At 67.5% G+C, this 23,398-nt stretch carries 23 protein-coding genes; 7 read left to right on the plus strand and 16 right to left on the minus strand.

Annotation, left to right across the window (positions count from 1 at the left end):
* Positions 1-17 precede the first annotated feature (17 nt).
* Genes mnhG through ACQCSU_RS09860 form a run of 6 tightly spaced genes read right to left on the minus strand, consistent with a single transcriptional unit; the run spans position 18 to position 6,536 of the window.
* Positions 18-437, minus strand: coding sequence for a monovalent cation/H(+) antiporter subunit G (gene mnhG / locus ACQCSU_RS09835; protein WP_426979544.1), 420 nt, complete (start codon positions 435-437; stop codon positions 18-20).
* Positions 427-705 carry a monovalent cation/H+ antiporter complex subunit F gene (locus ACQCSU_RS09840; RefSeq protein WP_426979545.1) on the minus strand — a complete coding sequence of 93 codons (279 nt, stop codon included), beginning with the start codon at positions 703-705 and terminating at the stop codon, positions 427-429. Before ACQCSU_RS09840 ends, mnhG begins: the two co-directional genes overlap by 11 nt.
* Positions 702-1,247, minus strand: coding sequence for a Na+/H+ antiporter subunit E (locus ACQCSU_RS09845; RefSeq protein ID WP_426979546.1), 546 nt, complete (start codon positions 1,245-1,247; stop codon positions 702-704). The genes ACQCSU_RS09840 and ACQCSU_RS09845 overlap by 4 nt, the downstream gene beginning before the upstream one ends.
* Positions 1,244-2,884, minus strand: a complete 1,641-nt coding sequence (locus tag ACQCSU_RS09850) for a Na+/H+ antiporter subunit D (protein ID WP_426979547.1) — start codon at positions 2,882-2,884, stop codon at positions 1,244-1,246. The genes ACQCSU_RS09845 and ACQCSU_RS09850 overlap by 4 nt, the downstream gene beginning before the upstream one ends.
* Positions 2,881-3,474 carry a Na(+)/H(+) antiporter subunit C gene (locus ACQCSU_RS09855; RefSeq protein WP_426979548.1) on the minus strand — a complete coding sequence of 198 codons (594 nt, stop codon included), beginning with the start codon at positions 3,472-3,474 and terminating at the stop codon, positions 2,881-2,883. Before ACQCSU_RS09855 ends, ACQCSU_RS09850 begins: the two co-directional genes overlap by 4 nt.
* On the minus strand, positions 3,471-6,536 hold the full coding sequence (locus ACQCSU_RS09860; protein ID WP_426979549.1) for a Na+/H+ antiporter subunit A: 3,066 nt from the start codon (positions 6,534-6,536) through the stop codon (positions 3,471-3,473). Before ACQCSU_RS09860 ends, ACQCSU_RS09855 begins: the two co-directional genes overlap by 4 nt.
* Before the next feature lie 150 nt (positions 6,537-6,686).
* Here ACQCSU_RS09860 and ACQCSU_RS09865 point away from each other — a divergent pair, with 150 nt between their 5' ends.
* The 3 genes from ACQCSU_RS09865 to ACQCSU_RS09875 are packed head-to-tail and all read left to right on the plus strand — an operon-like array spanning position 6,687 to position 9,814.
* The gene (locus tag ACQCSU_RS09865) at positions 6,687-8,090 is read left to right on the plus strand and encodes an MFS transporter (protein ID WP_426979550.1); all 1,404 of its coding nucleotides are present in this window, start codon (positions 6,687-6,689) and stop codon (positions 8,088-8,090) included.
* Positions 8,091-8,129: 39 nt separating this feature from the next.
* The gene (locus ACQCSU_RS09870; RefSeq protein WP_426979551.1) at positions 8,130-8,612 is read left to right on the plus strand and encodes a cation:proton antiporter regulatory subunit; all 483 of its coding nucleotides are present in this window, start codon (positions 8,130-8,132) and stop codon (positions 8,610-8,612) included.
* Between the two features lie 5 nt (positions 8,613-8,617).
* The gene (locus ACQCSU_RS09875) at positions 8,618-9,814 is read left to right on the plus strand and encodes a cation:proton antiporter (protein WP_426979552.1); all 1,197 of its coding nucleotides are present in this window, start codon (positions 8,618-8,620) and stop codon (positions 9,812-9,814) included.
* Positions 9,815-9,846: 32 nt separating this feature from the next.
* Here the strand turns inward: ACQCSU_RS09875 and dcd are convergent, their stop codons facing one another.
* Both dcd and ACQCSU_RS09885 read right to left on the minus strand, forming a co-directional pair.
* On the minus strand, positions 9,847-10,422 hold the full coding sequence (dcd, locus tag ACQCSU_RS09880; RefSeq protein WP_426979553.1) for a dCTP deaminase: 576 nt from the start codon (positions 10,420-10,422) through the stop codon (positions 9,847-9,849).
* 95 nt (positions 10,423-10,517) lie between these two features.
* The gene (locus ACQCSU_RS09885) at positions 10,518-10,964 is read right to left on the minus strand and encodes an SRPBCC family protein (protein ID WP_426979554.1); all 447 of its coding nucleotides are present in this window, start codon (positions 10,962-10,964) and stop codon (positions 10,518-10,520) included.
* A 224-nt stretch (positions 10,965-11,188) separates the two neighbouring features.
* Between ACQCSU_RS09885 and ACQCSU_RS09890 the strand changes: the two genes are divergently transcribed.
* Complete coding sequence (locus ACQCSU_RS09890; protein WP_426979555.1) at positions 11,189-12,382, plus strand: aminotransferase class V-fold PLP-dependent enzyme; 1,194 nt, start codon at positions 11,189-11,191, stop codon at positions 12,380-12,382.
* 22 nt (positions 12,383-12,404) lie between these two features.
* Here the strand turns inward: ACQCSU_RS09890 and egtD are convergent, their stop codons facing one another.
* The 8 genes from egtD to ACQCSU_RS09930 form a co-directional block, all read right to left on the minus strand.
* Positions 12,405-13,391: an L-histidine N(alpha)-methyltransferase gene (gene egtD / locus ACQCSU_RS09895; RefSeq protein WP_426979556.1), complete on the minus strand. Its 987-nt coding sequence runs from the start codon at positions 13,389-13,391 to the stop codon at positions 12,405-12,407.
* Positions 13,388-14,152: an ergothioneine biosynthesis protein EgtC gene (egtC, locus tag ACQCSU_RS09900; RefSeq protein WP_426979557.1), complete on the minus strand. Its 765-nt coding sequence runs from the start codon at positions 14,150-14,152 to the stop codon at positions 13,388-13,390. Before egtC ends, egtD begins: the two co-directional genes overlap by 4 nt.
* Before the next feature lie 3 nt (positions 14,153-14,155).
* Positions 14,156-15,517, minus strand: a complete 1,362-nt coding sequence (gene egtB, locus ACQCSU_RS09905; RefSeq protein WP_426979558.1) for an ergothioneine biosynthesis protein EgtB — start codon at positions 15,515-15,517, stop codon at positions 14,156-14,158.
* On the minus strand, positions 15,507-16,799 hold the full coding sequence (gene egtA, locus ACQCSU_RS09910; protein ID WP_426979559.1) for an ergothioneine biosynthesis glutamate--cysteine ligase EgtA: 1,293 nt from the start codon (positions 16,797-16,799) through the stop codon (positions 15,507-15,509). The genes egtB and egtA overlap by 11 nt, the downstream gene beginning before the upstream one ends.
* 409 nt (positions 16,800-17,208) lie before the next feature.
* Complete coding sequence (locus ACQCSU_RS09915; RefSeq protein ID WP_426979560.1) at positions 17,209-17,880, minus strand: class I SAM-dependent methyltransferase; 672 nt, start codon at positions 17,878-17,880, stop codon at positions 17,209-17,211.
* Positions 17,877-18,056: a hypothetical protein gene (locus tag ACQCSU_RS09920; RefSeq protein ID WP_426979561.1), complete on the minus strand. Its 180-nt coding sequence runs from the start codon at positions 18,054-18,056 to the stop codon at positions 17,877-17,879. The genes ACQCSU_RS09915 and ACQCSU_RS09920 overlap by 4 nt, the downstream gene beginning before the upstream one ends.
* Before the next feature lie 304 nt (positions 18,057-18,360).
* On the minus strand, positions 18,361-19,143 hold the full coding sequence (locus tag ACQCSU_RS09925; RefSeq protein WP_426979562.1) for a methyltransferase domain-containing protein: 783 nt from the start codon (positions 19,141-19,143) through the stop codon (positions 18,361-18,363).
* A 15-nt stretch (positions 19,144-19,158) separates the two neighbouring features.
* Entirely contained in the window at positions 19,159-19,725 is a 567-nt protein-coding gene (locus ACQCSU_RS09930) for an OsmC family protein (protein ID WP_426979563.1), read from the minus strand.
* Positions 19,726-19,868: 143 nt separating this feature from the next.
* Between ACQCSU_RS09930 and ACQCSU_RS09935 the strand changes: the two genes are divergently transcribed.
* The 3 genes from ACQCSU_RS09935 to ACQCSU_RS09945 all read left to right on the plus strand — a co-directional run bounded on the left by ACQCSU_RS09935 (position 19,869) and on the right by ACQCSU_RS09945 (position 23,306).
* A complete protein-coding gene (locus tag ACQCSU_RS09935) occupies positions 19,869-20,555 on the plus strand; it encodes an ArsR/SmtB family transcription factor (RefSeq protein ID WP_426979564.1) in 687 nt (228 codons plus the stop codon).
* 55 nt (positions 20,556-20,610) lie between these two features.
* Positions 20,611-22,035, plus strand: coding sequence for an MBL fold metallo-hydrolase (locus ACQCSU_RS09940; RefSeq protein ID WP_426979565.1), 1,425 nt, complete (start codon positions 20,611-20,613; stop codon positions 22,033-22,035).
* 83 nt (positions 22,036-22,118) lie between these two features.
* The gene (locus ACQCSU_RS09945; protein ID WP_426979756.1) at positions 22,119-23,306 is read left to right on the plus strand and encodes an MFS transporter; all 1,188 of its coding nucleotides are present in this window, start codon (positions 22,119-22,121) and stop codon (positions 23,304-23,306) included.
* Positions 23,307-23,398 lie beyond the last annotated feature (92 nt).

Genomic DNA, 23,398 nt, shown 5'->3' on the forward strand with positions numbered 1-23,398 from the left:
ACCGCCTTCGGTCCAGGTCACCGGCGGCTCCCGCCGCCGCCGTCGGCTGAGTCGTCGTCGAAACCGCTCTTGCCCGCGGCCTGCTGTACCACGGCCTCCAGCTCATCGGCGCTGAGCAGCTCCGGATGGAGGTGCTTGGTGCGGTAACCGGCCCGGCCCACCATGTGGGCGGACACCGGCACGGTGAGCAGCTGGAAGATCCAGGCCACCACGAGCACCGGCCACACCCACCAGGTGCGCATCTGCAGGCCCACCGCGCAGAGCAGCAGGAACAGGCCGAGCACCTGCGGCTTCGTGGCCGCGTGCATCCTGCTCATCAGATCGGGGAAGCGCAGCAGGCCCACGGCCGCGCCGAGGGACATCAGCGCGCCGACCACCATGAACGCCGCAGAGACGGCGTCGATCACGGTATCGCCGGAGAACGTATCAGGATTCACGGGCATGCTCCCGCCGGTCGGCGACGAACCGGGCCACGGTCACCGAGCCGATGAACCCGATGATGGACACGGCGACGAGCAGCATGAGGTTGTTGAGGTGCCGGTTCACGGCCATGTCGATGCACAGCGCCGCCCCGAAGATGGCCAGCAGCACGTCGGCGGCGAGCACCCGGTCCAGCAGCGAAGGGCCCCTCGCGATCCGGATGATCGCCCCCGCGGCGGCCAGGGACAGCACCACGGCGGTCACGGTCAGGACAAGCGGCATCATGCGCCCACCTCCTGGTTGAGGGCGGACAGTTCGTCCTTGGTGCCCATGATCCGGATCAGCCCGGCCTCGGTGTCGCGGACTTCCTTGCGGAGCTTGGCGGCGTCCTCGGCGTTGCGGACGTTCACGCCGTGGATGTAGAGCGTGGACGTGGACCTGTCCACCTCCACCACGAGCGAGCCGGGGATCAGCGAGATCACGTGCCCGGTGGCGGTCACCAGCAGGTCCGAGTGGCTCCGCAGCGGGACGGCGACGACGGCGCTGATCACCTTGGGGCCCTTGGCCACGGCAAGGTAGAGGACCTGGAAGCTCGCTGCCACGACTTTGACCAGAAAGGTCAGGGCAAAGGGGATGGCGAGGAGCCCGTTGAAGCGCCCGCCCAGCTCCACCGGCGGCAGGTAGAACAGCCTGGCCACGACCACGGCGACGAGGGCGCCGAAAAGCAGGTTGCCCGGGCTGAAGTCCTGCCAGAGGGCGCCCCAGACAATCACGAGCCAGACCAGCAGCGGGAGTTCCTGCCGCAGTGAGATCCGCTTCCGGCTCATTTCTGCACGCCCTGCTGGGCAGGCTGCTGGGCGCCCTGCTGCTGGGCGGGCTGTGCCAGGGCCGGAACCGGCGTGTCCCCGCCGAGGACGGCCCGGATGTAGGCGGTGCGCTCCAGCATCTCCGCGGCGGACTGATCCGCCACCTTGAACAGCGGCCCGGCGAAGACGGTCAGCGCGACGCCGAAGATCACCAGGCCCAGGGTGGAGCCCACCATGGTCCGCGGCAACAGGGTGACGTTGCGTTTCCCCGCGCGGTGCCCGGTGGCCGAGTCCTCCGGGGCGGCCAGGAGCACAGGGTCAGGGTGTTCGGCGTCCTCGGGTTTGCGCCAGAACGCGCGGTTCCAGACCCGCGCGACCGCCAGCAGGGTCAGCAGGCTGGTCAGCACTCCCCCGACCACCAGGGCGTAGGCCAGCGGGGTGCCCAGCTGCACGCCGGCCTGCAGGAGCCCCAGCTTGGCCAGGAAGCCGGACAACGGGGGGATTCCCGCCAGGTTCATGGCGGGAACGAAGAACAGCACGGCCAGCACCGGGGAGAGCTTGGCCAGGCCGGCGACTCGGTCCATGGAGGAGCTCCCGCCCCGGCGCTCAATCAGGCCTGTCACAAGGAACAGGCTGGTCTGGATGGTGATGTGGTGGGCTACGTAGAAGACGGCCGCGCCCAGGCCGGCCACCGAGGACATTGCCAGCCCGAACACCATGTAGCCGATGTGGCTCACCAGGGTGAAGGACAGCAGTCTCTTGATGTCGCTCTGGGCCAGGGCGCCCAAAATTCCCACCACCATGGTCAGCAAGGCGGCGACCATCAGCGGGGAATTGAAGGTGTCCCCCGGGAAGAGCAGCGTCTCGGTGCGCACCATTGCGTATACGCCCACCTTGGTCAGCAGCCCGGCGAACACTGCCGTGACCGGGGCGGGGGCCGTCGGGTAGGAGTCCGGAAGCCAGAAGGACAGCGGGAAGACCGCGGCCTTGATCCCGAACGCGACGAGCAGCATGACGTGCAGCAGGTTCCGCGTGCCCTGGTCCACGTCGGCGAGCTTGACGGCAAGGTCGGCCATGTTGATGGTTCCGGTGGCGCCGTAGATCATGGCGATCGCGATCAGGAAGAGCACCGAGGACACCACCGAGACCACCACGTAGGTCACGCCGGCCCGGATCCGCGGCCCCGTCCCGCCCAGCGTCATCAGCACGTAGCTGGCGGTCAGGAGGATCTCGAAGCCCACATAGAGATTGAACAGATCCCCGGACAGGAAGGCGTTGGAGACCCCGGCCACCAGGATCAGGTAGGTCGGGTGGAAGATCGAGACGGGGGCGTCCTGATCGCCGTCGGCCATGCCCTGACCGGTGGCGTAGACCAGCACGGCGAGGCTCACGGCGGAGGAGACCACCAGCATCAGCGAGGAGAACTGGTCCACCACCATCACGATGCCCCAGGGCGGGAGCCAGCCGCCGAGGTTGACCGCCGCGGTGCCGCCCTCCCAGACGGACGCGAGCAGCAGGCATTCGAGCAGCAGCGTCAGGGACAGCAGCGAGATGCTGACGGCCCGCTGGGCCCGCGAGTGCCGGATCAGCAGGAAGGTCAGGGCGGCGCCCAGGATGGGAAGTACGACGGCGAGCGGGGCGAAACTGGCGATGTTCACTTATCGCCTCCTTCCGGGACTGGTGGGGTCACGTTGAGCGAGCCGGGCTGTTCTTCCGCGGCCGTGTTTTCGGCGTTGAGCTTGCGGTCGGCCACCTGGACGGTGGCGGCGCCGGTCCCGGCAGCGTTGCTTCCGGGGGTGTCGGAGATCCCGCCACCGTCCGAACCGATCATGGTGAGCGGGAATTCGGAGGTCTCGACCGGGATCACGGAGTCATCCTCGGCGTCGAAGCTGGGCGTCTCGGCGACGCGGCGGTCCTCGGCGTCGTCCTGGATTTCGTCCTGGCGGGCCAGCACCCAGGTGCGGTAGATGATGCCGAGCATGAACGCCGTGACCGCAAAGGAGATCACGATCGAGGTCAGGATCAGCGCCTGCGGCAGCGGGTCGTTGTAGTCCCGAGGCGCGGTGTCCCTGCTGAACATCGGCGCCAGCCCGGCGTAGCCGCCGGTGGCGAGGATCAACAGGTTGGTGGCGTTCGCCAGCAGCATGAGGCCCAGGAGCACCCGGGTGAGGCTGCGCTCCAGGATCAGGTAGATGCCGCAGGCGTACAGCGCACCCATGACCGTCAGCAGGGTCAGGTTGACGCTCATGCCCTCCCCCTGGCAGTGGCTTCGGCGGCCGCTTGGTCCGGGGCCCCGCCGGCTTCCTGGTCGTCGGACGGTTCTGCCGGATGCTCTTCGAAGTGCTCGTCGATTTCCGCGCCGAGGCTGCGGAGCACGTCCAGTGCCAGGCCCACGACCACCGTGTAGACGCCGATGTCGAAGAGGGTGGAGGTGACGAATTTGATGTCCCCGAAGACCGGCAGCCAGAGTTCGATGATGGCGCTCTGGAACACCTGGCCGCCGAGCAGCAGGGGTGCCACCCCGGAGGCAGCGGCCGTGGCGAGTCCGATCCCCAGCAGGGCGCCGGCGCTGACGGGGGTTGCTTCGCGCAGCTCGTACCGGCCGCCGGCGAGGTAGCGCATGGTCAGGGCCAGGCCCGCGGTGAGGCCGCCTGCGAAGCCTCCGCCGGGCAGGTTGTGGCCGGCCAGGAGCAGGTAGACCGAGAACACGATCATGGAGTGGAAGATCATCCGGGTGACAACCTCGAAGATGATCGAGCGCCGTTCCGGTGCCAGGGTCCGCCCCGCCACGAGCCACTCGTCGCGGCTTGAGGCGGCAAAGCGGCGGCTCATGGCCAGGGCGGCGTCGTCGCGGGTGTTGCCCCGCCCGGCGCCGCGGCCGGGCTTCCGGCGGCCCACGGTCCCCTCAGCGACGGTGGACGCGGGCCGGAGGCCGTCCCCGCGGCCGCGGACGAAGATGAGGCTGGCAACCCCGGTGGCCGCCAGGGCCAGCACGGAAATCTCGCCGAAAGTGTCCCAGGCCCGGATGTCCACGAGGGTCACGTTGACAATGTTGAGCCCTCCGCCGCCTTCGTAGGCCAGTCTCGGGAATTCAAGCGAGACCGGTTCGGCCACGCGGGCGCCCAGCGCGTAGATGGCGACGAAGACCATCGTGATGCCGAAGGCGGCGCCGATGATGACGCGGATGACCCGGTATTTCCCGCCGGTGCGGTCCCGCAGTTCGGCGGGCAGGCTCCGCATGGCCAGCACAAACGCGACCAGGATGATGGTCTCCACCAGCATCTGGGTCAGGGCGAGGTCCGGGGCGCCCTGCAGCGCGAACATCAGGGCGATGCCGTAGCCCGTGACGGACACCATCAGCACTGCCAGGAAGCGCTTGTTGGCGCGCACCGCGGCCAGCGCCCCGATCACGATGCCGGTGCCCACCACGAGCTGCAGCGGAGAGTTCGGATCAATGAAGTAGAGGTCGCCGGGCAGCGGCTTCCCGGCCATCAACAGCGCCGTGAGCGGGAGGACGAATGCCACGGTGAGGATGACGGACAGGTAGAAGAACAGCGAACCACGCTGGGTCCGTCCGGTGACCCAGACGGCGGCGTCGTCGAGGGCCCCGACGGCCGACTGGTAGCTGCGGTCGCCGTCGATCCAGCCGGGGACCAGACTCTGCAGACGCGACACGGCGTTGCGGCCGTAAAACATGGCCAGGCCGAGCGCGAAGGTAATGGCGGTCAGTGCCAGTGCCGGGGTGAAGCCGTGCCACAGCGAGAGATGACCGGCTGCGCCGACCGCGCCGGCTGCGGATCCGGCGTCGTCCGCTGGCCCGCCCGGGAAGAGGGCGGCGTAGGGCTGGATCCAGCCGTCCACCGGGTCCGGCCACACCCCGTAGACGATGGTCAGCAGGCTCAGGACGGCCGGGGCGGCGAGGAACGCCGGCTTGATCGGCTTGAACGGGGTGGTCTCCACGCCGGGCTTGACGGCGAAGGCTCCCCACATGAAGCGGGCGCTGTAGGCGAAGGTGAGGATGGAGCCGAGGACCAGTCCGGTCAGCAGCACCGGTCCCCACGGGCCCGCGGCGGGGCCGCTTCCGTAGTGGACGAAGGCCTCGAAGACGGATTCCTTGGCCACGAAGCCGGCCAGCGGCGGGATGCCGGCCATCGAGGCCGCACCGATCGCGGCGACGACGGCCAGCGCCCGGGCGGAGCCGTAGACACCGGAAAGCTTGCGGATGTCGCGGGTTCCGGCCTGGTGGTCGATGATGCCCACTACGAGGAAGAGCGTCCCCTTGAAAAGCCCGTGAGCCAGGAGCAGGGCCAGGCCGGCGAGGGCGGCATCGGGCTTTCCTAGTCCCACCACCATGGTCAGGAAGCCGAGCTGGCTGACGGTGCCGTAGGCGAGGATGAGCTTGATGTCCGTCTGGCGGAGTGCGCGGTAGCCGCCGACGAGCATGGTGGCCAGGCCCAGTCCCAGCACCACGGGCAGCCAGAACGCGGTTTCCGCGAAGCCCGGGGCGAGCCGCGCCACGAGGTAGATGCCGGCTTTCACCATCGCTGCGGCGTGCAGGTAGGCGCTGACGGGCGTCGGGGCCGCCATGGCGCCGGGGAGCCAGAAATGGAAGGGGACGAGGGCCGATTTGGTGATCGCACCGATCAGGATGAGGACGACGGCGGCGCCGACGGCCGCCCCGTCCGGTCCCGTGACCAGCGCCGGGGCCTGCTCCAGGATGGCCGAAATCCGGTACGTCCCCGCGCTGACGCCCAGCATGATCAGGCCCACCAGCATCGCCAGCCCGCCGGCGGTGGTCACCATCAGGGCCTGCAGGGCCGAGCGGCGGGCCGACAGCCGGGTGCGGGCGTAACCGATCAGCAGGTAGGACAGCACGGTGGTCAGTTCCCAGAAGACAAACATCAGGAGCAGATCGTCCGCGGCGACCAGCCCGAACATGGCGCCGGCGAACGCCAGCAGCTGTGCGCCGAAGCCGCCGAGGTACTCGTCCTTGTCCTTGAAGTACCGGGCACAGTAGACGAGCACGAGCGCCCCGACGCCGAGGATCAGCAGCGACATGACCCAGGCCAGGGCGTCCATCCGGAAGGCGAGCTCAAGCTGCAGCCCCGGGATCCACGGCAGCACCTCGGCCGTACCGGCGGCGTGCAGGGTGCCGGTGTCCGGATAGACGGCGCCGTGCTGCAGGATGAGCCAGATGAACGACGCTGCCGGCACGGCCGCGAGGGCGTAGAACGAGTTCCTGCCGAACCTCCGGAAGAGCAAGGGCGCCACAGCAGCCACCGCAAAGTGCACGGCAAGGACTGTGATCACTGGTATCTCCGCAACGTCAGGAATTCGATTGTCAAAAAGTTGGAGCAGACGGTCATTCGTTAGGTTCGGTCCGGACAGTTTACCAAGCGTGCACAAATTCTTTCACCCGGAGTGCCCGTCGCCGTGTTGGCTGCGGATACTATTCACGCTATGAACTCCGCTGCTGCCCCCGAGGCCATGCGCCCTGCCTCGGAACTGGAATCCGGTAGCCAGATCCCGCACAAGGGCCGCGTGCTGGCGTGGGCGGCCTGGGACTGGGGATCGGCAGCCTTCAACGCCGTCATGACCACCTTCGTCTTCACCGTCTACCTGACCTCCAATGCCTTCGGCGGAGAGGACCAGGCCTCCGCGGTCCTCGGCGGAGCGCTGGCCATCGCCGGCGCGGCCATCGCCCTGCTGGCACCGGTCACCGGGCAGCGCTCGGATGCGGGGGGCCGGCGCAAGCTGTGGCTGGGGGTCAACACGGCCGCCGTCGCGCTCCTGACGGGCCTGTGCTTCTTCGTCTTCCCGCGGCCGGAGTTCCTGCTGCTTGGCGTGACGCTGATTGCATTGGGCAACGTGTTTTTCGAGTTCGCCGGCGTCAACTACAACGCCATGCTCGCCCAGGTTTCCACCCCCCGGAACATTGGCAAGGTGAGCGGTTTCGGCTGGGGCATGGGCTACCTCGGCGGCATTGCGGCCCTGCTGATTGTGCTCCAGTTGTTCGTCCAGCCCAGCTTTGACTGGTTCGGCGCGTCCACCGCCGACAGCCTGAACATCCGCCTGGTGGCCGTGTTCTCGGCCCTGTGGTTCTTCATCTTCGCTCTCCCGGTGCTGTTCGCCGTGCCGGAGCCGGCCAGGACCAAGCACGGAGCCGGGCTGGGGCTCCTGGCGTCATACGGCCTGCTGGTCCGGCGCATTCGGGCAATCTACAAGACCAGTCCGCACACGATCTACTTCCTGCTGGCGAGCGCCGTCTTCCGTGACGGGCTGGCGGCAGTCTTCACCTTCGGCGGGATCATTGCAGCCGGCACCTTCGGGTTCGCCCTCAAGGAGGTCATCTTCTTCGCCATCTTCGGCAACGTCGTGGCTGCCGCGGGCGCCGTCCTGGGCGGTTTCCTCGACGACAGGGTGGGGCCGAAGGCGGTCATCATCGGCTCGCTGACCGGACTGCTGATCGCCGGCTCGATGATCCTGGTGCTCGGCAACGGCAACTATTCCTTTCTCGGCATGGACTGGGCCGGGACAACCACCTTCTGGATCTTCGGGCTGTTCCTGTGCCTCTTCGTAGGGCCGGCGCAGTCCTCCTCCCGCGCCTACCTGGCCCGGCTCGCCCCGCACGGTGAGTCCGGCGAGCTGTTCGGCCTGTATGCCACCACGGGCCGTGCCGTCAGCTTCCTCGCCCCCGCCCTCTTCACCCTCTGCATCACCGTCGCCGCCCCGCTCGTGGCTCCGGGCGAAGCGCAGCGCTGGGGCATCCTCGGCATCATGGTGGTGCTGCTGGCCGGGCTGCTGGTCCTGCTGCCGGTCAAGCCGCCGGGCACGCCGGAAAGCGCCGTGGTGCCCCGCGCCTGAAGCCGCCCGAAAATCCCCGCTGCGCACTAGGCTGGGAGCATGAACGTGGATGAGACAGACCTCCCCGGCCTCGGCCGGCGCAAGGACTTCATGACCGCCTCGGGGCGCCGGATCGGCGTCGTGGAATACCGTGAAGGCCAGACCGAACTGATCGTCTCCACCTGGGACGATCCGGACACCTGCCAGGCGTCCATCCCGCTGACCGCCGACGAGGCCGCCGCGCTGGGCAACCTCCTGGGCGGACAACGCCTGGCCATGCAGCTTTCGGAAGAACACCGGGAAATCCCCGGAATCGTCACCCGGCAGTTCTCCATTGGCGGGGAGTCGCCCTTCCACAACCAGCCCATGGGCAAGGCCTGCATCCGGACCCGCAGCGGCGTCTCGATCGTGGCCATCATGCGCGAAGGCGAGGTGCTCCCTTCACCCGGGCCCGACGTCGTCCTGCACCCCGGTGACCTGCTCGTTGCGGTGGGAACGCAAGAAGGCCTGGATACAGCGGCCAGCATCCTGCGCAACGGATAAGCTGCATGGATCCGCTCGCACTGACCCTGATCGAGCTGGGGGCCCTCGTCTTCTGCCTCGGCCTGCTGGCGAGGCTGGCCGGGCGGATCGGGATGTCCCCCATCCCGCTCTATTTGGTGGGCGGGCTGTTCTTCGGGGCTGGAGGCCTCGTCAAGCTCGAAGGCATGCACGAGTTTGCACATCTCTCCAGCGAGATCGGCGTGATCCTGTTGCTGCTTATGCTCGGTCTGGAATATACGGCGGCGGAGCTTGTCACAGGGCTGCGGCGGTCCTGGCAGGCCGGCATCCTTGACCTGGTCCTGAACTTCCTCCCCGGCGCCGGGCTGGCGGTGATGCTGGGCTGGGGGCTGGTGGGGGCCATGGTGATGGGCGGGGTCACGTATATCTCCTCCTCCGGCATCGCGGCCAAGGTAATCACCGACCTGGGCCGGATCGGCAACCGCGAGACCCCGGCAGTGCTCTCGATCCTCGTGTTTGAGGACCTCGCCATGGCCGTCTATCTGCCGGTCCTGACGGCGACCCTGGCCGGTGTCAGCTTCGTTGTGGGCCTGCAGACCGTGGGGATATCGCTTGCGGTCGTCACCGTGGTGCTGATCGTGGCCCTGCGGCACGGCCACCATGTATCCAAGGCGGTGCACAGCGAGAACTCAGAGGTTTTCCTGCTCAACCTGCTCGGGGCCGCCCTCCTCGTGGCCGGGCTCGCCGCCGCCATGCAGGTGTCCGCCGCCGTGGGCGCCTTCATGCTGGGCATTGCCATTTCCGGCGCCACCGCGCACAGCGCCACCCGGATCCTGGAGCCGCTGCGGGACCTCTTCGCGGCCATCTTCTTCGTGGTTTTCGGCCTCAACACGGACCCCGCGACCATCCCGCCGGTGCTCGGCTGGGCGCTTCTGCTGGCACTCGTCACGGCGGCCACCAAGATGATCACCGGAATCTGGGCGGCGAAGCGGGCCGGGATCGGGCTGCCTGGCCGCTTCCGCGCCGGCGCCGCGCTGATCGCCCGCGGCGAGTTCTCGATCGTCATCGCGGGCCTGGCCGTCGCCTCCGGCGTGGTCCCGCAGGAGCTCGCGGCCCTCGCCACGGCCTACGTGCTGATCATGGCCATCACGGGCCCGCTCGCGGCAAAATTCGTGGAACCAGTCGTCGCAATGTTCCGCCGTCCGGCGAAACCGCAGGCTGTGCGCACGGCCGAGGGACTCTAGCAGCAGGCACGGACCTCTAGGGCCGGCCGGCCCTAGAGGTCCGTGCGGTGGAAATTCAGGTGGCTGCGGCTTGCCGTGGGGCCACGCTGGCCCTGGTACCGGTTGCCGTACTCGCCCGAGCCGTAAGGGTGCTCGGCTGCCGAGGAGAGCCGGAAGAAGCACAGCTGGCCGATCTTCATCCCCGGCCACAGCTTGATGGGCAGCGTCGCCATATTGGACAGCTCCAGGGTGACATGGCCGGAGAATCCGGGGTCGATGAAGCCCGCGGTGGAGTGCGTGAGCAAGCCCAGCCGGCCCAGGGACGACTTGCCTTCCAGCCGGGCGGCGACATCGTCCGGCAATGACACGGTTTCGTAGGTCGAGCCCAGGACAAACTCCCCCGGGTGCAGAATGAACGGCTCGCCGGACTCGACCTCGACGAGGCGGGTCAGCTCAGGCTGTTCCTCCGCCGGATCGATGTGGGCGTATTTGTGGTTGTCGAAGAGACGGAAGAACTTGTCGATCCGGACGTCCACCGACGATGGCTGAACCATGGCAGGGTCGAACGGCTCCAGAACAATCCGCTGGGAGTCTATTTCGGCACGAATGTCGCGGTCTGAGATCAGCACAGGATCAAAAATACCGTACTCACTGCGGGCTGACCGCAGGCCGGGTTGTGTGGGGCGACTGTTACGGCCAGTGCTACCGGCGGGTAACGGCGCCTCTATTCTGAGTGCGGCATGTCTTCCAGCACCGTCTTGAGCCGCTCCAGCTGGCAGACCTCAGCCTTCATCGCCCGTCGGGACGGGAACCCGAGCCGGGCCAGGATCCCTTTCGGCTCGCACTCCAGGGCGAAGCGTACCCGCGTGCGCGGACCTTCCGTACTCAGGTAGTAGCCGCCGCGCGGGCGGTCTGGGCCGACGATGACCTGGTACTGGATCTCTGCCCCCGGCCGGGCTTCGATGATCTCGAAATCACCGGCGACGGGCCGGCCGCCCGGTCCGGTAAGGGTCTGCCGGTAGATTGCCCCCTTGGCCCCCTGGGCCCCGGATTCCAGCTCGATGCTGCGGATTCCGGCACGCCAGCGCGGGAGATTCCGGGCGTCCACGAGGAAGTTGTAAACGCTCATTGCGTCGCTCTGGATGACGACGTCGTACTCTGCGAATGCCACGGAAATCCTTGCTCGGCGGACGGCTGAAGGCGTAGCCCGCTTCCCCGGAACTGCAGCTAACCCTTTCAGGATAGACAGCAAGGCCAGCCTCGCACGGTTACGGGGCGGGCCTTTATCGAAGAGTTACAGGGCTCCACGGGCTGTGCCTTCATCTCGGGACCAGGGCGTCCCTGCTGCCGGGGCTGGGATCACTTTCCCGGCCCAGTTGGGGCAGGATGTGGTTTATGTCAATTGATGTCGAAGCGGTGCGCCGGCAGACCCGTGGTGTCCTGAGCGTGACCCATCTGAACAATGCGGGAAGTTCGCTGGTCCCCAGTCCTGTGATGGACACGGTGGTGGGTCATTTACGCCGTGAGGAGGAGATCGGCGGCTATGAAGCGGCGGAGGAGGCTGCTGATCGGCTGGAGAACGTGTACTCCTCGGTGGCGCGGCTGATCGGGGCGGAGCCGAACGAGATAGCCCTGGCCGAGAACGGCAGCCGCGCCTGGGCGATGGCGGTGTACAGTTTCCCCTTTGTCCCCCGGACGCGGCTGCTGATCGGCCGCACCGAGTATGCCGGCAACGTCATTGCGCTGCGGCAGCTTGCATGTCGGAACGATCTGGAGATTGTGGTGCTCGACGACGATCCGCACGGGCAAGTAGACGTGGAGCACCTGCAGCGAGAGCTTGAGCGCGGAAACGTGGCCATGGTCGCCCTGACACATGTGCCCATGGCCAACGGACTGGTAAATCCGGCGGCGGACGTGGGCAGACGCTGCCGCGCTGCTGGGGTGATGTTTGTGCTCGACGCATGCCAGTCCGTGGGCCAGATGCCGTTGGACGTGCAGTCATTGGGCTGCGACGTGCTGGCTGGAACGGGACGGAAGTTTCTGCGCGGACCGCGCGGCACCGCGTTCCTCTATGTGCGCGCCTCGGTCCTGGAACGGCTTGAGCCGGCCATGCTGGACGGGCATTCCGCCGCTCCGACCGGTGCCGCGGGCTTTGAAGTTCGTGGCGATGCCCGGCGTTTCGAGAGCTGGGAGACCAGTGCCGCCGGAAGGCTGGGCCTGGGTCGGGCCGCCGAGTACGCCCTGGCACTGGGCCTGGACGCTGTGCAGGAGCGTGTTGTCGGGCTCGCGGAGCAGTTGCGGTCCGAACTGGCGGCGGTTCCCGCGGTCACTGTCCACGACCGCGGGATCACCCGATGCGGCATCGTCACCTTTTCGGTGAGGGGAAGCGAGGCCAGGAACATCAGGACCCGGCTGGCGGGCCACCGGATCAATGTCTCCGTGGCACCCCTGACCTCCTCCGCGGTCGACTCCGTCCTCACGGGGACACGACAAGGGCCGGAAATGGTGGTGCGGGCCTCGGTGCACTACTACAACACCGAGACCGAGATCCAGCGACTCGTCGGCGTCCTTCGGTCAGGGGATAAGTGACGGCATCCGTCCACCGCCCGGCCTAGATGGCTTCGGCCAGGGTCATCGCGTATCGGTTCTGCCGGTCGGTCCACTGCCCGGCGACGGAGAAGCCTGCCGATTCCACCTCTTCGACCACGCCCTCGAGGCGGAACTTGGCCGAAATCTCCGTCCGCAGTTCCTCCCCCTCGTGGAACCGGACGTCCATGCCAACCCCTGGCAAACGCACCAGCATTGGCCTGCTGGCGCGCAGCCGCATCTCGATCCACTCCTCCTGGGGCATCCACACCGCCACATGCTCAAACGCCATCACGTCGAAATCGGCGCCCAACTCGGTATTGAGGACACGCAGCACGTTGCGATTAAAGTCGGCGGTGACCCCCTCAGCGTCGGCGTAGGCCGGGACAAGCACGTGCGGTGACTTCACCAGATCCGTGCCAAGAAGCAGCGAACCGCCGTCGGCGCCCAGCAACTCGCGGACGTCGGTGAGAAAGCGGGCCCTCGCCGTCGGCTCAAAATTGCCGATGGTGCCGCCCAGGAACGCGACCATGCGGCGTCCCGCCCGCGGCAGCAGGTGCAGCTGGGTCTCGAAGTCCGCGGCCACGGCCTGAAGTTCAAGGTCGGGAAAGGCAGGAGCCAATTCGTTTCGGGCATCCAGCAGTGCGCTGTCGCTGACGTCCACGGCAACGTAACGGCGGAGCGATCCCGCTTCTTTCAGGGCATTGAGCAGCAAGGGGGTCTTCCGGGAAGATCCGGACCCGAGCTCGATCAGCGTCTCTGCCGGGCAGGTGGCCGCCATCTCTGCTGCAAAGAGCTCCAGCACTTCACGTTCCGCCCGTGTCGGGTAGTACTCCGGCAGGTCTGTGATCCGCTCAAACAGTTCGCTGCCCAGCTTGTCGTAGAACCACTTGGGCGGCAGCGTTTTCGGCGACGCGGTGAGCCCTGCGCGCACATCGGCGCGCAGGCTGCGTCCCAGGTGGTCCGGGGGCAGGTGGTGCATGATGTCGGGGCGATCGGCGGAGAGGCTCATGGGGCCACCTGTTCCTTCGTGAGGTTGGGAATCGGACGGATGTCGACGTGGCTGGCGGTGGCGGTCAGCAGGCAGTTGTCCGGCACCTCATGCCAGCCGGGGCCGTCGTCGTAGGGTTCACTGGCCACCACCACACTCCCGGGGCCGGCCCGCCAAAAAAGGGTATCCCCGGCGGCCGTGGCCGCGATGCCCGTGCCGTCGGTGAGTAGAAAGTTCAGCCTGCCGCCGGTGACGGCGGCGACGTTGCTGACCACGTGCGTCAGCGCATCCCCGGCGGAGTCCCCCGCGGCGAGCCGTTCCAGGACAAGGGCCCAGAGCAGGGCGGAGTCGACCTGGGCTTCAAGTGCCAGCAGACGGGCCGGCGGAAGTGAAGCGGCCAGATCTTCCAAGGCACCCGGCCAGCCCTCGACCCGGCCGTTGTGGCTGAAGAGCCAGGGGCCGTGCGCATAGGGGGCGGCAGCTGACTCCTCCTGCGTCATCCCCGGTGTCGCTGACCGGACGGCCGCGAGGACGGCCCCGCTGGAGGTAACCCTGGCGACGTCGGCGAAGGACCTGTCCGCCCAGATCGGGATGGCCCGGCGGTACCGGGCCGGCAGCGGATCCCCCGGGGCATACCATCCGACGCCGAAACCATCAGCGTTTACTGTGCCGTTCCGCTGCCGCCTGGGCGCCCAGGCCTGCGTCAACAGCCCGTACTCCGGGGTGAGCAGCAGCTCCGCCAGCGGCATCGGGGACCCGAGATAGGCGAGATGACGACACACGGGCTAACGCACCTCGGCCGGGACGGCGTCGCGCGCCGTTCGGAAGCCGGCAAAGATTTGCCGGCGGACCGGGTAGTCCCAATTCCGGAAAGTCCCCCGGCACGCGGCCGGGTCCGCCGCCCAGGAGCCTCCGCGCAGCACCTTGTAGTCGGACCCGAAAAACACTTCGCTGTATTCCTGATACGGGAACGCGGTGAATCCGGGGTAGGGGCGGAAGTCACTGGAGACCCATTCCCAGACATCACCGATGAGCTGGCGCACTCCCAGCGGTGATGCCCCGCCCGGATAGGAGCCTGCGGGCGAAGGCCGGAGGGCTGATCCGCCCAGGTTCGCGTGATGGGGTGCGGGATCTTCATCTCCCCACGGGTAGCGCCGCGAACGCCCGGACCGGGGATCATGACGCGCCGCCTTTTCCCACTCTGCCTCGGTGGGAAGCCGGCGCCCGGCCCAGCGGGCGTACGCGTCCGCTTCAAACCAGCACACGTGCTGCACCGGCTCATCGTCCGGCACCGGTTCAACGACGCCGAACCTGGTCCGGATCCACCGGTCACCGTCGCGTTCCCAGTACTTGGGCGCCACCAGCCCGGCTTCCCTGACGTGGTTCCATCCCTGGGCCGTCCACCAGCGAGTGTTCCGGTAGCCGCCGTCGTCGATGAAGCACCGGTAGTCACCGTTGGTCACCGGAACGGTGTCGATCCAGTAGTCCGGCACGTCCACCGCGTGGGCTGGACGTTCGTTGTCCAGTGCCCACGGCTCCACCGAGGTCCCCATCATGAACGTCCCCGCAGGGACCAGCACCTCCTTCGCCAGAGCGTGCCGGTCCGTGGGCCGGTCCGTGGCCAGCACAGCCTCCGCCAACGGCCGGGCCCGCAGGACCGGCACGCCGACGCGGAGCTGGTGCGTGGCCAGCATCGTCTCGTCGTGCTGCTGCTCGTGCTGGATGATCATTCCGAATGCGAAGCCCCGATCCACCAGCGGCGCGCCTTCCAAAGGGGTCCGGTCCAGGATATCGAGCGCTTTGACACGGACCTGGGCAATGTACTTTCGGGACTCCTCCGGCGAGAGCAACGGCAGCGAGGGCCGGGCGCTGCGGGGATGCTGGAACGCGTCGTACATCTGGTCGATGTCGCACCGCAGCGGCTCCATTTTGCCGACGTCGCGCACCAGCCAGAGTTCCTCCTGGCTGCCGACATGCGCCAGGTCCCAGACCAGCGGTGACATCAGCGGCGAGTGCTGCTTCAGCAGATCCTCCTCGTCGCATTCGGTCAGCGCGTGCGTGCGATTCCGGGCCCTTTCCAGCCCGTCGGCGATGAAGGCCCTGAGAGTGTCCGGGTCGGTGCCGGCTCCGGGAAGGTTATCTGGCATTTTCGCGATCCTCCTCGTACTCTGACGGACCAAAATAACTGCCAGTACGTTGCCAGCGGTCCAGTCGCTCCTCCGCAGGGCACCGACCCCGCGCCGTATAGCGGTCAACGAAATCTTGCGCCCGGGTGCGCGTGGCGGCGTCGGCCCCCAAACGGGGCAATGCCATCAGCGCGGCCTCGGCGCAGCCGAGGGCCGCCGAGGCGAGCAAGGGATCCGCCAGCGCGTGACGGGCGGCGGTCCTGATCGGATCGGACAGGGAAGCAACCGGGGCGCAGGCCTCTGCGGCGAGGTCGGCTGCGTGTTCGTCGTCCATGAGTGCGGTTACCATGGCCGTGACCGGCTCCCAATCACTGCCTGCCTGTGCGTCGATCACCCTGATCTCCATGAACCCCCGTGGCCGGACAGGCGGGAACAGGGTTGTCAGGTGGTATTCCAGGTCACCCAGCGTGGCGGGCCTTGGTCCTTCCCCGCGCAGCCAGTTCCGCATCGTCAGCCCGCGCGGCGCTTTCCAGGAAGCCCCCTCCGAGGGGATGCACAGCACCAGCGCATCGAGCGCGTACCGTGCCCAGGCCAGGCGCGGGTCCACCGCGGCTGGGACTGTGGCGGTCCGGGTAGGGTCCATGGTCAGCCAGATACGCTGCCGGTTGCTGTACCAGCCGCTGGGGACGCCGTGAAGGAAAGGGGAATTGGCGAACATTGCAACGAGGACCGGCAGGAGATTGTTCAGCCGCGCCCAACGTTGCGCTGCGCCGCTGGACCCGGGATTGTCGAATCCGGCATCCAGTGAAATCTGCAGAGAAGCCGTGGAACACATCATCGTTCGTCCGGCGGGGCCGAAGCGGTCGAAATGTTGCTCCATGGCGGCATACCGTGGATGATCCAATGACCTCACGGGTGGCCGACCAGGGTCCAGAGCCACCTGGCCGAAGCAAAGGCCGGCGGCCGCCAGTAAGGTCTCAACGGCTGCAAGGTCTGCGCGGGTCGCCGTGACGAGAGCGGGTAGACCAGGCGCGCAGGCTGAGCTTACCTCCAGCTGACCGCCCGGCTCAAAGGTGATCACTCCCCCGCCGGGCAGCGGTCCCTCCGATGACGCCATGGCGTCGCTGACCCGTGCAACCGGAACCGGAAACTGAGGATTCGAGACGTCGTGGACCAATCGCTCGACCTCCACCCCGGCAGCACCCGGCGGCCCGGTCTTAAAGCACACGGAGGCAACATACACCTCGGCATCGGACTCGGAGAGCGGACGGATGTCACGCCCGGGCTGCAATGCAGAGTTCACGCCACACCATTCCTTCCGCGGCGGTTGTCTTCAAGCGGCAAGCTAAACAGCCCACTTTCTGCCTTGTCAACGCCCCAGCCTGATGTCATCAGTGCTAAAGCGGCGGCGGAACGGTCTCCTCGCCGGTGAACTCAGCCTTCAAAACCGCCACACAAAACCCACGGAGAGGCGATTTCACACCGGAACCACAGCGGCAGATTCAGATCCCCGGATGGATGGGTCGGCGTGAAGTTCGCTCTCAGCCCTTCGAACTCGGCGGCATTGGCGCGGCCGTCTTTTCCCGGGCGATTTGCGTGGGGCGATGACCCAGAAAGAACGAATGAATAGCAGGTAAATTCGTCCTCTTTTGTGGAAGGACGACGATGCATAGCCCGCCGTCGCCCGATCTGTCGTCCGGCGGCGGGTGTGGTTAGTGGCTGGGGTCCGGGCCGGGGCTGATGGCGTGACCGAGGATGTGGGTGACCGGTGGTACCAGCCGGTGGACGGAGAAGCCGAACCGCTGGCGGTCCTGGACGCGGAATCCGGCGGCGGTGATGGCCTGCAGGGTGTCCCGATTGGGGTGGCAGCCGCCGGCCATGCGCTGCCAGGCGGGGGTCAGCAGGTCTTGGGCAGCGGCGAGGAAGCGGTGGCCGGAGCGGACGTGTTCGTAGAAGGCCAGCGTTCCGCCGGGCCGCAGAACCCTTTGGATTTCGGCCAGGACGGTGGCCTGGTCGGCGACGCTGCACAGGACGAGGCTGGTGACGACAGCGTCGGCGCTGGCGTCGGCGGCCGGGATCCGTTCGGCGGCTCCCGCGACGACCCGGACGGGAACGGGGGCGGACGCCACCCTGCCCTGGGCCAGGCGTCTGAGGTAGTCATCGGGTTCCACGGCCAGGACGTCCGTGACCGCATCTGGGTAGAGCTCGAACGTGGAGCCGTCACCGGCGCCGATTTCGATGACACGTCCGTGCAGGCCGGCAAGCAGGCTGCGCCGGTGATCGGTGCCGCCGCGGCGGTTCATCCCGGCGACCGCCCGGGCGTAGGTACGCGCGAATCGGGGGTGCTGCAGTTCCGCGGGGCCCTCCGGGTCCTGGCCGGTCATCGCGGGGCATCCGCGGTGTTGGAGGGCGGCGCGACGCGGAGGCCGGAGTCGTTGGCGATGCCGGCCATTTCCGGGCCGGTCAGGATCCCGGGTTCTTCCCTGGCCGGGGCAGCACGCGCCTGTGCGACCGCCTCGTGGGGTGGGGTGTGGACGGTCCGGCGGTCTCCGCAGGGCATGTCGTTCTCCTAGGCTCGGTGTGCGGGGCGCTGGCCCAGTTACTACAGTGTCGGCCCAGCCCGTGGCCGTCAATGGCGGCCCCCGTGTGTGAGGGCGGTGGCGGTGTTAGGGGACGGGTTCGCCGGCGGCGCTCCAGGCGCCCATGCCGCCCCGGGTGCTGGTGATGCCGGCGGTTCGGCAGCGATGAACGTTGTTGACGCCGGCACCGGCCTGAGGCAGGACTTATCCGCTCGCTCACCCTCGAGGCTCCGGTAGAGGCGGGATTGGTTTGCTGGTTGTGGCATGGGTCCGCCGTCTGGGTGTTCAGCTGACCCGTGCGAGGAATGAGACGCTCATGACACCGTATTTCGCGGCCGCGGCGCGGGCGCTGTCGGACAGGAATTCGTACGGGTTCCTCCGCAGTTGTTCAAGGACGAACCCGCTGTCAGTGATCGCCTGTTGGTAGGTATCGGTCTGGGCGGCGCCGCCGATGCAGGCGGCCCACAGGTCGGCATTGCAGACGATCTGTGGGGTAAGTTGCCTTTCGGTGACGATGTCGGTGATGGCCAGGCGTCCGCCGGGGCGCAGAACGCGTGCCGCTTCACGGAAGACCGCTGATTTGTCCGGGGAGAGGTTGATGACGCCGTTCGAGATGACGCAGTCGAAGCTTGCATCCGTGAAGGGGAGTTCTTCGATGTGGCCCTGGGTGAACGTGACCTGGGGGAAGTCCGCCGATTTCCGGAGGCCTTCGGCCTTCGCGTTCTGCTCCTCGGTCATGTCCAGGCCGACCACCCGCCCGCTGGGGCCCACCTTGACGGCTGCGACGAAGGCGTCCATTCCGGAGCCGGAGCCCAAGTCAAGGACTTCTTCGCCCTGGTTCAGGTCTGCCAGATCGAAGTTGTATCCGACGCCGGCGAAGGACTCGATGGCCCCGGCGGGGATCAGGTTGAACAACGCGAGAGGGTAGCCCAGCCGTTCGGCGAGGCTGCGCCCCATGGGGAAGTGGTAGTGGCCGGCGGGGTTCTGGGCGACCGCCCGGTAGATCTGCTTGACTTTGGTCTCAAGCTCGGCGCGGTCGATGGTTGCGGCCTCGGATGGTGTGCTCATGTCGTTGCCGGCGCTTCAAACGATTTCGAGGGTGGTTTCGACCGGGACCGGGTTGGCCAGGCAGTCACGCACCGGCGAGCTGTCCTGGACGTACTGGCATAGTGACTTCAGTTGCTCAACGGTGGCGTTCGGGCTCGAGACGCGCGCCAGCGCACGGATCGCCGTGAAGCCCGGCCGCGGGCCTGCGAGCCCCAGGAACTTCCCGACATCGAGGTCCCCTTCAACCTGCATCTGCAATGAGGCGATCTCGATGCCCTGGGCCGACGCATTCGCGACATAGCCGACCGCGTAGCAAAAGCCCAGAGCCTGCAGGAGAAGCTCGACAGCATTGGGGCCCGCATTGTTTCCCAGGAGCACGGGAGGCTCATCCCCCTCCAGCGTAAAGCTCTGGCTCCGGCCGGTGTCGTGAACACCGGCGTGGGTGAATCCGTGGATCTGCCCGACGTTGTGCGTGCCTTCGCTCCAGGTGCTGGTGGCACTGAAGATGAAGCTGCCCTGTACGGGATCTGATTCGATCGCCTTGATCGTCTCCAGCAGACGGTCGACGTCGATGCCGTTGCGGACGGTAGCTGTGGTACCCATTGCACTGCGCCTCTTTCCGGTAGTACCGGGCATTCATCCCAGATAGGTCGCTCAAGCAAATGCTTGAATACTTGAATAGCACACCCGGACCCTGTATCTTGTCAAGTACCTACTTGAATTCAATCGCAGCGAGGGGAAAGCATATGGGTGACAGGGCAGCAAAGGACGCATTGTTCGACGCACTCGCCTCCGTGGCCAAGGTGCTGGGCAGCGGCCGCCGGGCCGAGATCGTGGACGTTCTCGCCCAGGGCGAACGCGCTGTGGACGAGATCGCGGAGGAGATCGGGCAAAGCGTCGCCAACACTTCGCAGCACCTCCAGCACCTGCTGCGGTCCGGGCTGGTGCTTTCGCGCCGGGACGGCACCCGGATCTACTACCGCCTCAGCGGGCCCGGGGTGGCCCAGCTCTGGGCGGCCGTCCGCCTTGTGGCTTCGGATCATGTGGCAAAGCTCAACGAGCTCGCGGCCGCGTACCTCGGAGACCGGTCGGCGCTGAGCACCCTGACCCGGACCGAGCTGAGGGACCGGATGGCCGGAGGCGACATCGTCGTGCTCGACGTCCGGCCCGAGCCTGAATTCCGGTCCGGGCATATCGCGGGCGCGGTCTCGGTCCCGGTGAAGGAGCTGGCGGAGCGGCTGCGGGAGCTTCCGGATGGCCACACCGTCGCCGCCTACTGCCGTGGCCCGTACTGCGTGTTCGCCGACGACGCCGTGAGGACGTTGCGCCGGCACGGCATCCCCGCCGTCAGGCTCGAGGACGGGTATCCCGAGTGGGAAGCGGCGGGCCTGCCGGTGGCGACACCTGCGTCAAGCACGCCTGCGGGCAAGTGATGACGTTCAGAATTCAACGGCCCGGACTGGCCTTATCCCGGAGGAGTGCCTGCACATGGCGAAGCTGGATCTGATCCCGGTTATTGATGAGGGGCTGGGCAACTCCACCTACCTTCTCGACCTAGGCGGGGGCCGGGCCTTGGCGGTGGATCCGGAGCGTGACCTGCGCGAGGTCCGTGCCGAGGCACAGCGGCTGGGCCTGCGCATCATTTATGCGGCCGAAACGCACTTGCATGCCGACTTCATTTCAGGCGTGCGGGAACTCGCCGAGACCGAAGGCGCCACGGTGCTGGCCCCCGAAGTCGGACCCCGCGGATTCGCCCTCACGGGCCTGCAGGACGGTGATGAAGTTGATCTGGGCGGGCTGTCGCTGAGGGCGCTGGCCACCCCCGGGCACTCTCCGGAGCACCTTTCCTACCTGCTCATTGACAGCGGCCAGACCGCGGGCGTTTTCACGGGCGGGTCCCTGATGGTCGGCACCGCCGGCCGCACAGACCTGCTGGGTCCGGACATGACGCTGCCGTTGGCCCGGGCCCAGTTCCACTCGCTCCAGCGCCTGATGGAACTGCCGGATGAGACGCCGGTGTGGCCCACCCACGGCGCCGGATCATTCTGCTCCGCCGCCGCCGGAGGGGAACGGACCACAACGATCGGGCGGGAACGGGCCAACAACCCGCTGCTGCAGGTGGCCGGCGAGGACGCGTTCGTTGATGCCCTCCTGGGTTCCCTGGGGACGTTTCCGGATTACTTCCTGCGGCTGGGCGAGGTCAACCGGCGCGGACCGGCGGTCATCGGAAGCACCCCGGCCCTCACAGCCCTGGACGCCGGCACTGTCCGGACGATGATGGCCCGGGGCGCCCAGGTGGTGGATGTCCGCCAGCCAGCGGACTTCGCCGCCGGACACATCCCCGGATCGCTGTCCGTCACGCTCCGGCCGGTCTTCGCGACCTGGCTGGGATGGCTGGCCGACCCGGGCCGGCCCGTCATCATCGTCCGAAGCGGTTACCAGGACACCGAAGACATAGTCTGGGCGGCCGCCAAGGTCGGCTTTGATTCCCTCGCCGGGGAGCTGGACGGCGGTATGGCGGCATGGATTGACCAGGGTGAACCCGCCGCCGCGTCCCTGATAGACGCGTCGAAGATGATTTCCGGGGCTGACATGGCGGCGTCGGTGATGGACATCCGCCAGGGCGGCGATTTCGCTGCCGGCCACGTGCCCGGCGCTCGGAACATTGAACTCGGATCCCTGGTCGCCAGGATCCCGGACCTGCCGACCGGGCCCCTGGTCGTGATGTGCGGACATGGCGAACGGGCCATGTCCGCGGCGAGCGTTCTTGAGCGTGCGGGCATCACCGACGTCAGCATCCTGGCCGGGGGTCCTGCAGACTGGTCGCGGGCAGCCCGGCGGGAACTGGAGGCAGGACAGCCGTCATCCCGGCAGGAGATCGCTGCGGCGCGGAAAACGGCCGTCGGCCGGTGAGGGCGCAGGCAACCAGCCGGAGCGACAGCAACCGCCCGCGCGAAGGCATCGAGCTGGGGCTGCGGCAAAACATCGCCCAGTTCATCCTCCTGGTCGCAGTCAACGCCCTCGTCGGCGGCACCCTCGGTCAGGAACGCACCGTGCTGCCCCTGCTGGCAGGACAGGTCTTCCATCTGGACCACTACACGTCCGCTCTGACCTACATCCTGGCTTTCGGCCTGGCCAAGGCCGCCACCAACTACTTCGCCGGAACCCTCTCGGACCGGTACGGCCGCAAACCCGTGCTGGTCGCCGGCTGGCTTATCGCCCTGCCCGTTCCGCTGCTGCTGATCTTCGGCCCGTCCTGGGGTTGGATCGTGGCGGCCAACGTCATCCTGGGCATCAGCCAGGGGTTGACCTGGTCCACCACGGTGATCATGAAGATGGACCTCGTCGGCCCGTCCCGGCGCGGCATGGCCATGGGCTTCAACGAGGCGGCCGGTTACCTCGGCGTGGCCGGCACCGCCGTCGCCACCGGTTATATTGCCGCGAACTACGGGCTCCGGCCGGGCCCGTTTCTGCTCGGAGCCGCCTACATCGGCCTCGGACTGGGGCTGTCCGTGCTGTCCGTCAAGGAAACCCGCCACCACGCCACGCTGGAAGCCGCCAACCACACCGCCGCCCATGCCGACGCGCACGCCGAGCTCAGCAGCCGGCAGGTGTTCACCCTGACCAGCTTCCGGGACAAGTCACTCTCCTCGGTCAGCCAGGCCGGCATGGTCAACAACCTCAACGACGGCCTTGCCTGGGGCCTGTTCCCCGTACTCTTCGCCGCCGGCGGCCTGACCATCGAAAAGATCGGCGTCCTCGCCGCCGTCTACCCGGCCGTCTGGGGTGCAGGGCAGCTGGCCACCGGTGCCCTGTCTGACAGATACGGCCGCAAATGGCTGATCGTGAATGGCCTGCTCGTCCAGGCTGCGGCGCTGGGCATGGTCGCCGCAGGAACCGGCTTCGGTATCTGGCTCATTGCAGCCGTCCTGCTTGGAGCCGGGACCGCGATGGTCTACCCGGCGCTGCTGGCCGCCATCGGCGATGTCGCCCACCCCGCATGGCGCGCACGCTCAGTCGGGGTATACCGCCTGTGGCGCGACGGCGGGTTCGCCGTCGGCGCCCTACTCTCCGGACTCCTGGCTGACGCCTACGGCATCCCCGCGGCTGTCGCCGTCGTCGCCGCCCTAACAGCAGCCTCAGGAATCGTCGTCGCCGCCCGGATGCGGGGAACAGACCACTAAGCCGAGCACCAAGATTAAACCGAGCACCAAGATTTGCGAAGCTTCCTGCGGACACGCGCCGGAATGATCATGAGGAGACTGCAATGGCTGTC

Source organism: Pseudarthrobacter sp. O4 (genome assembly GCF_050157025.1).
In the GTDB taxonomy this organism is placed as follows: Bacteria; Actinomycetota; Actinomycetes; order Actinomycetales; family Micrococcaceae; genus Arthrobacter.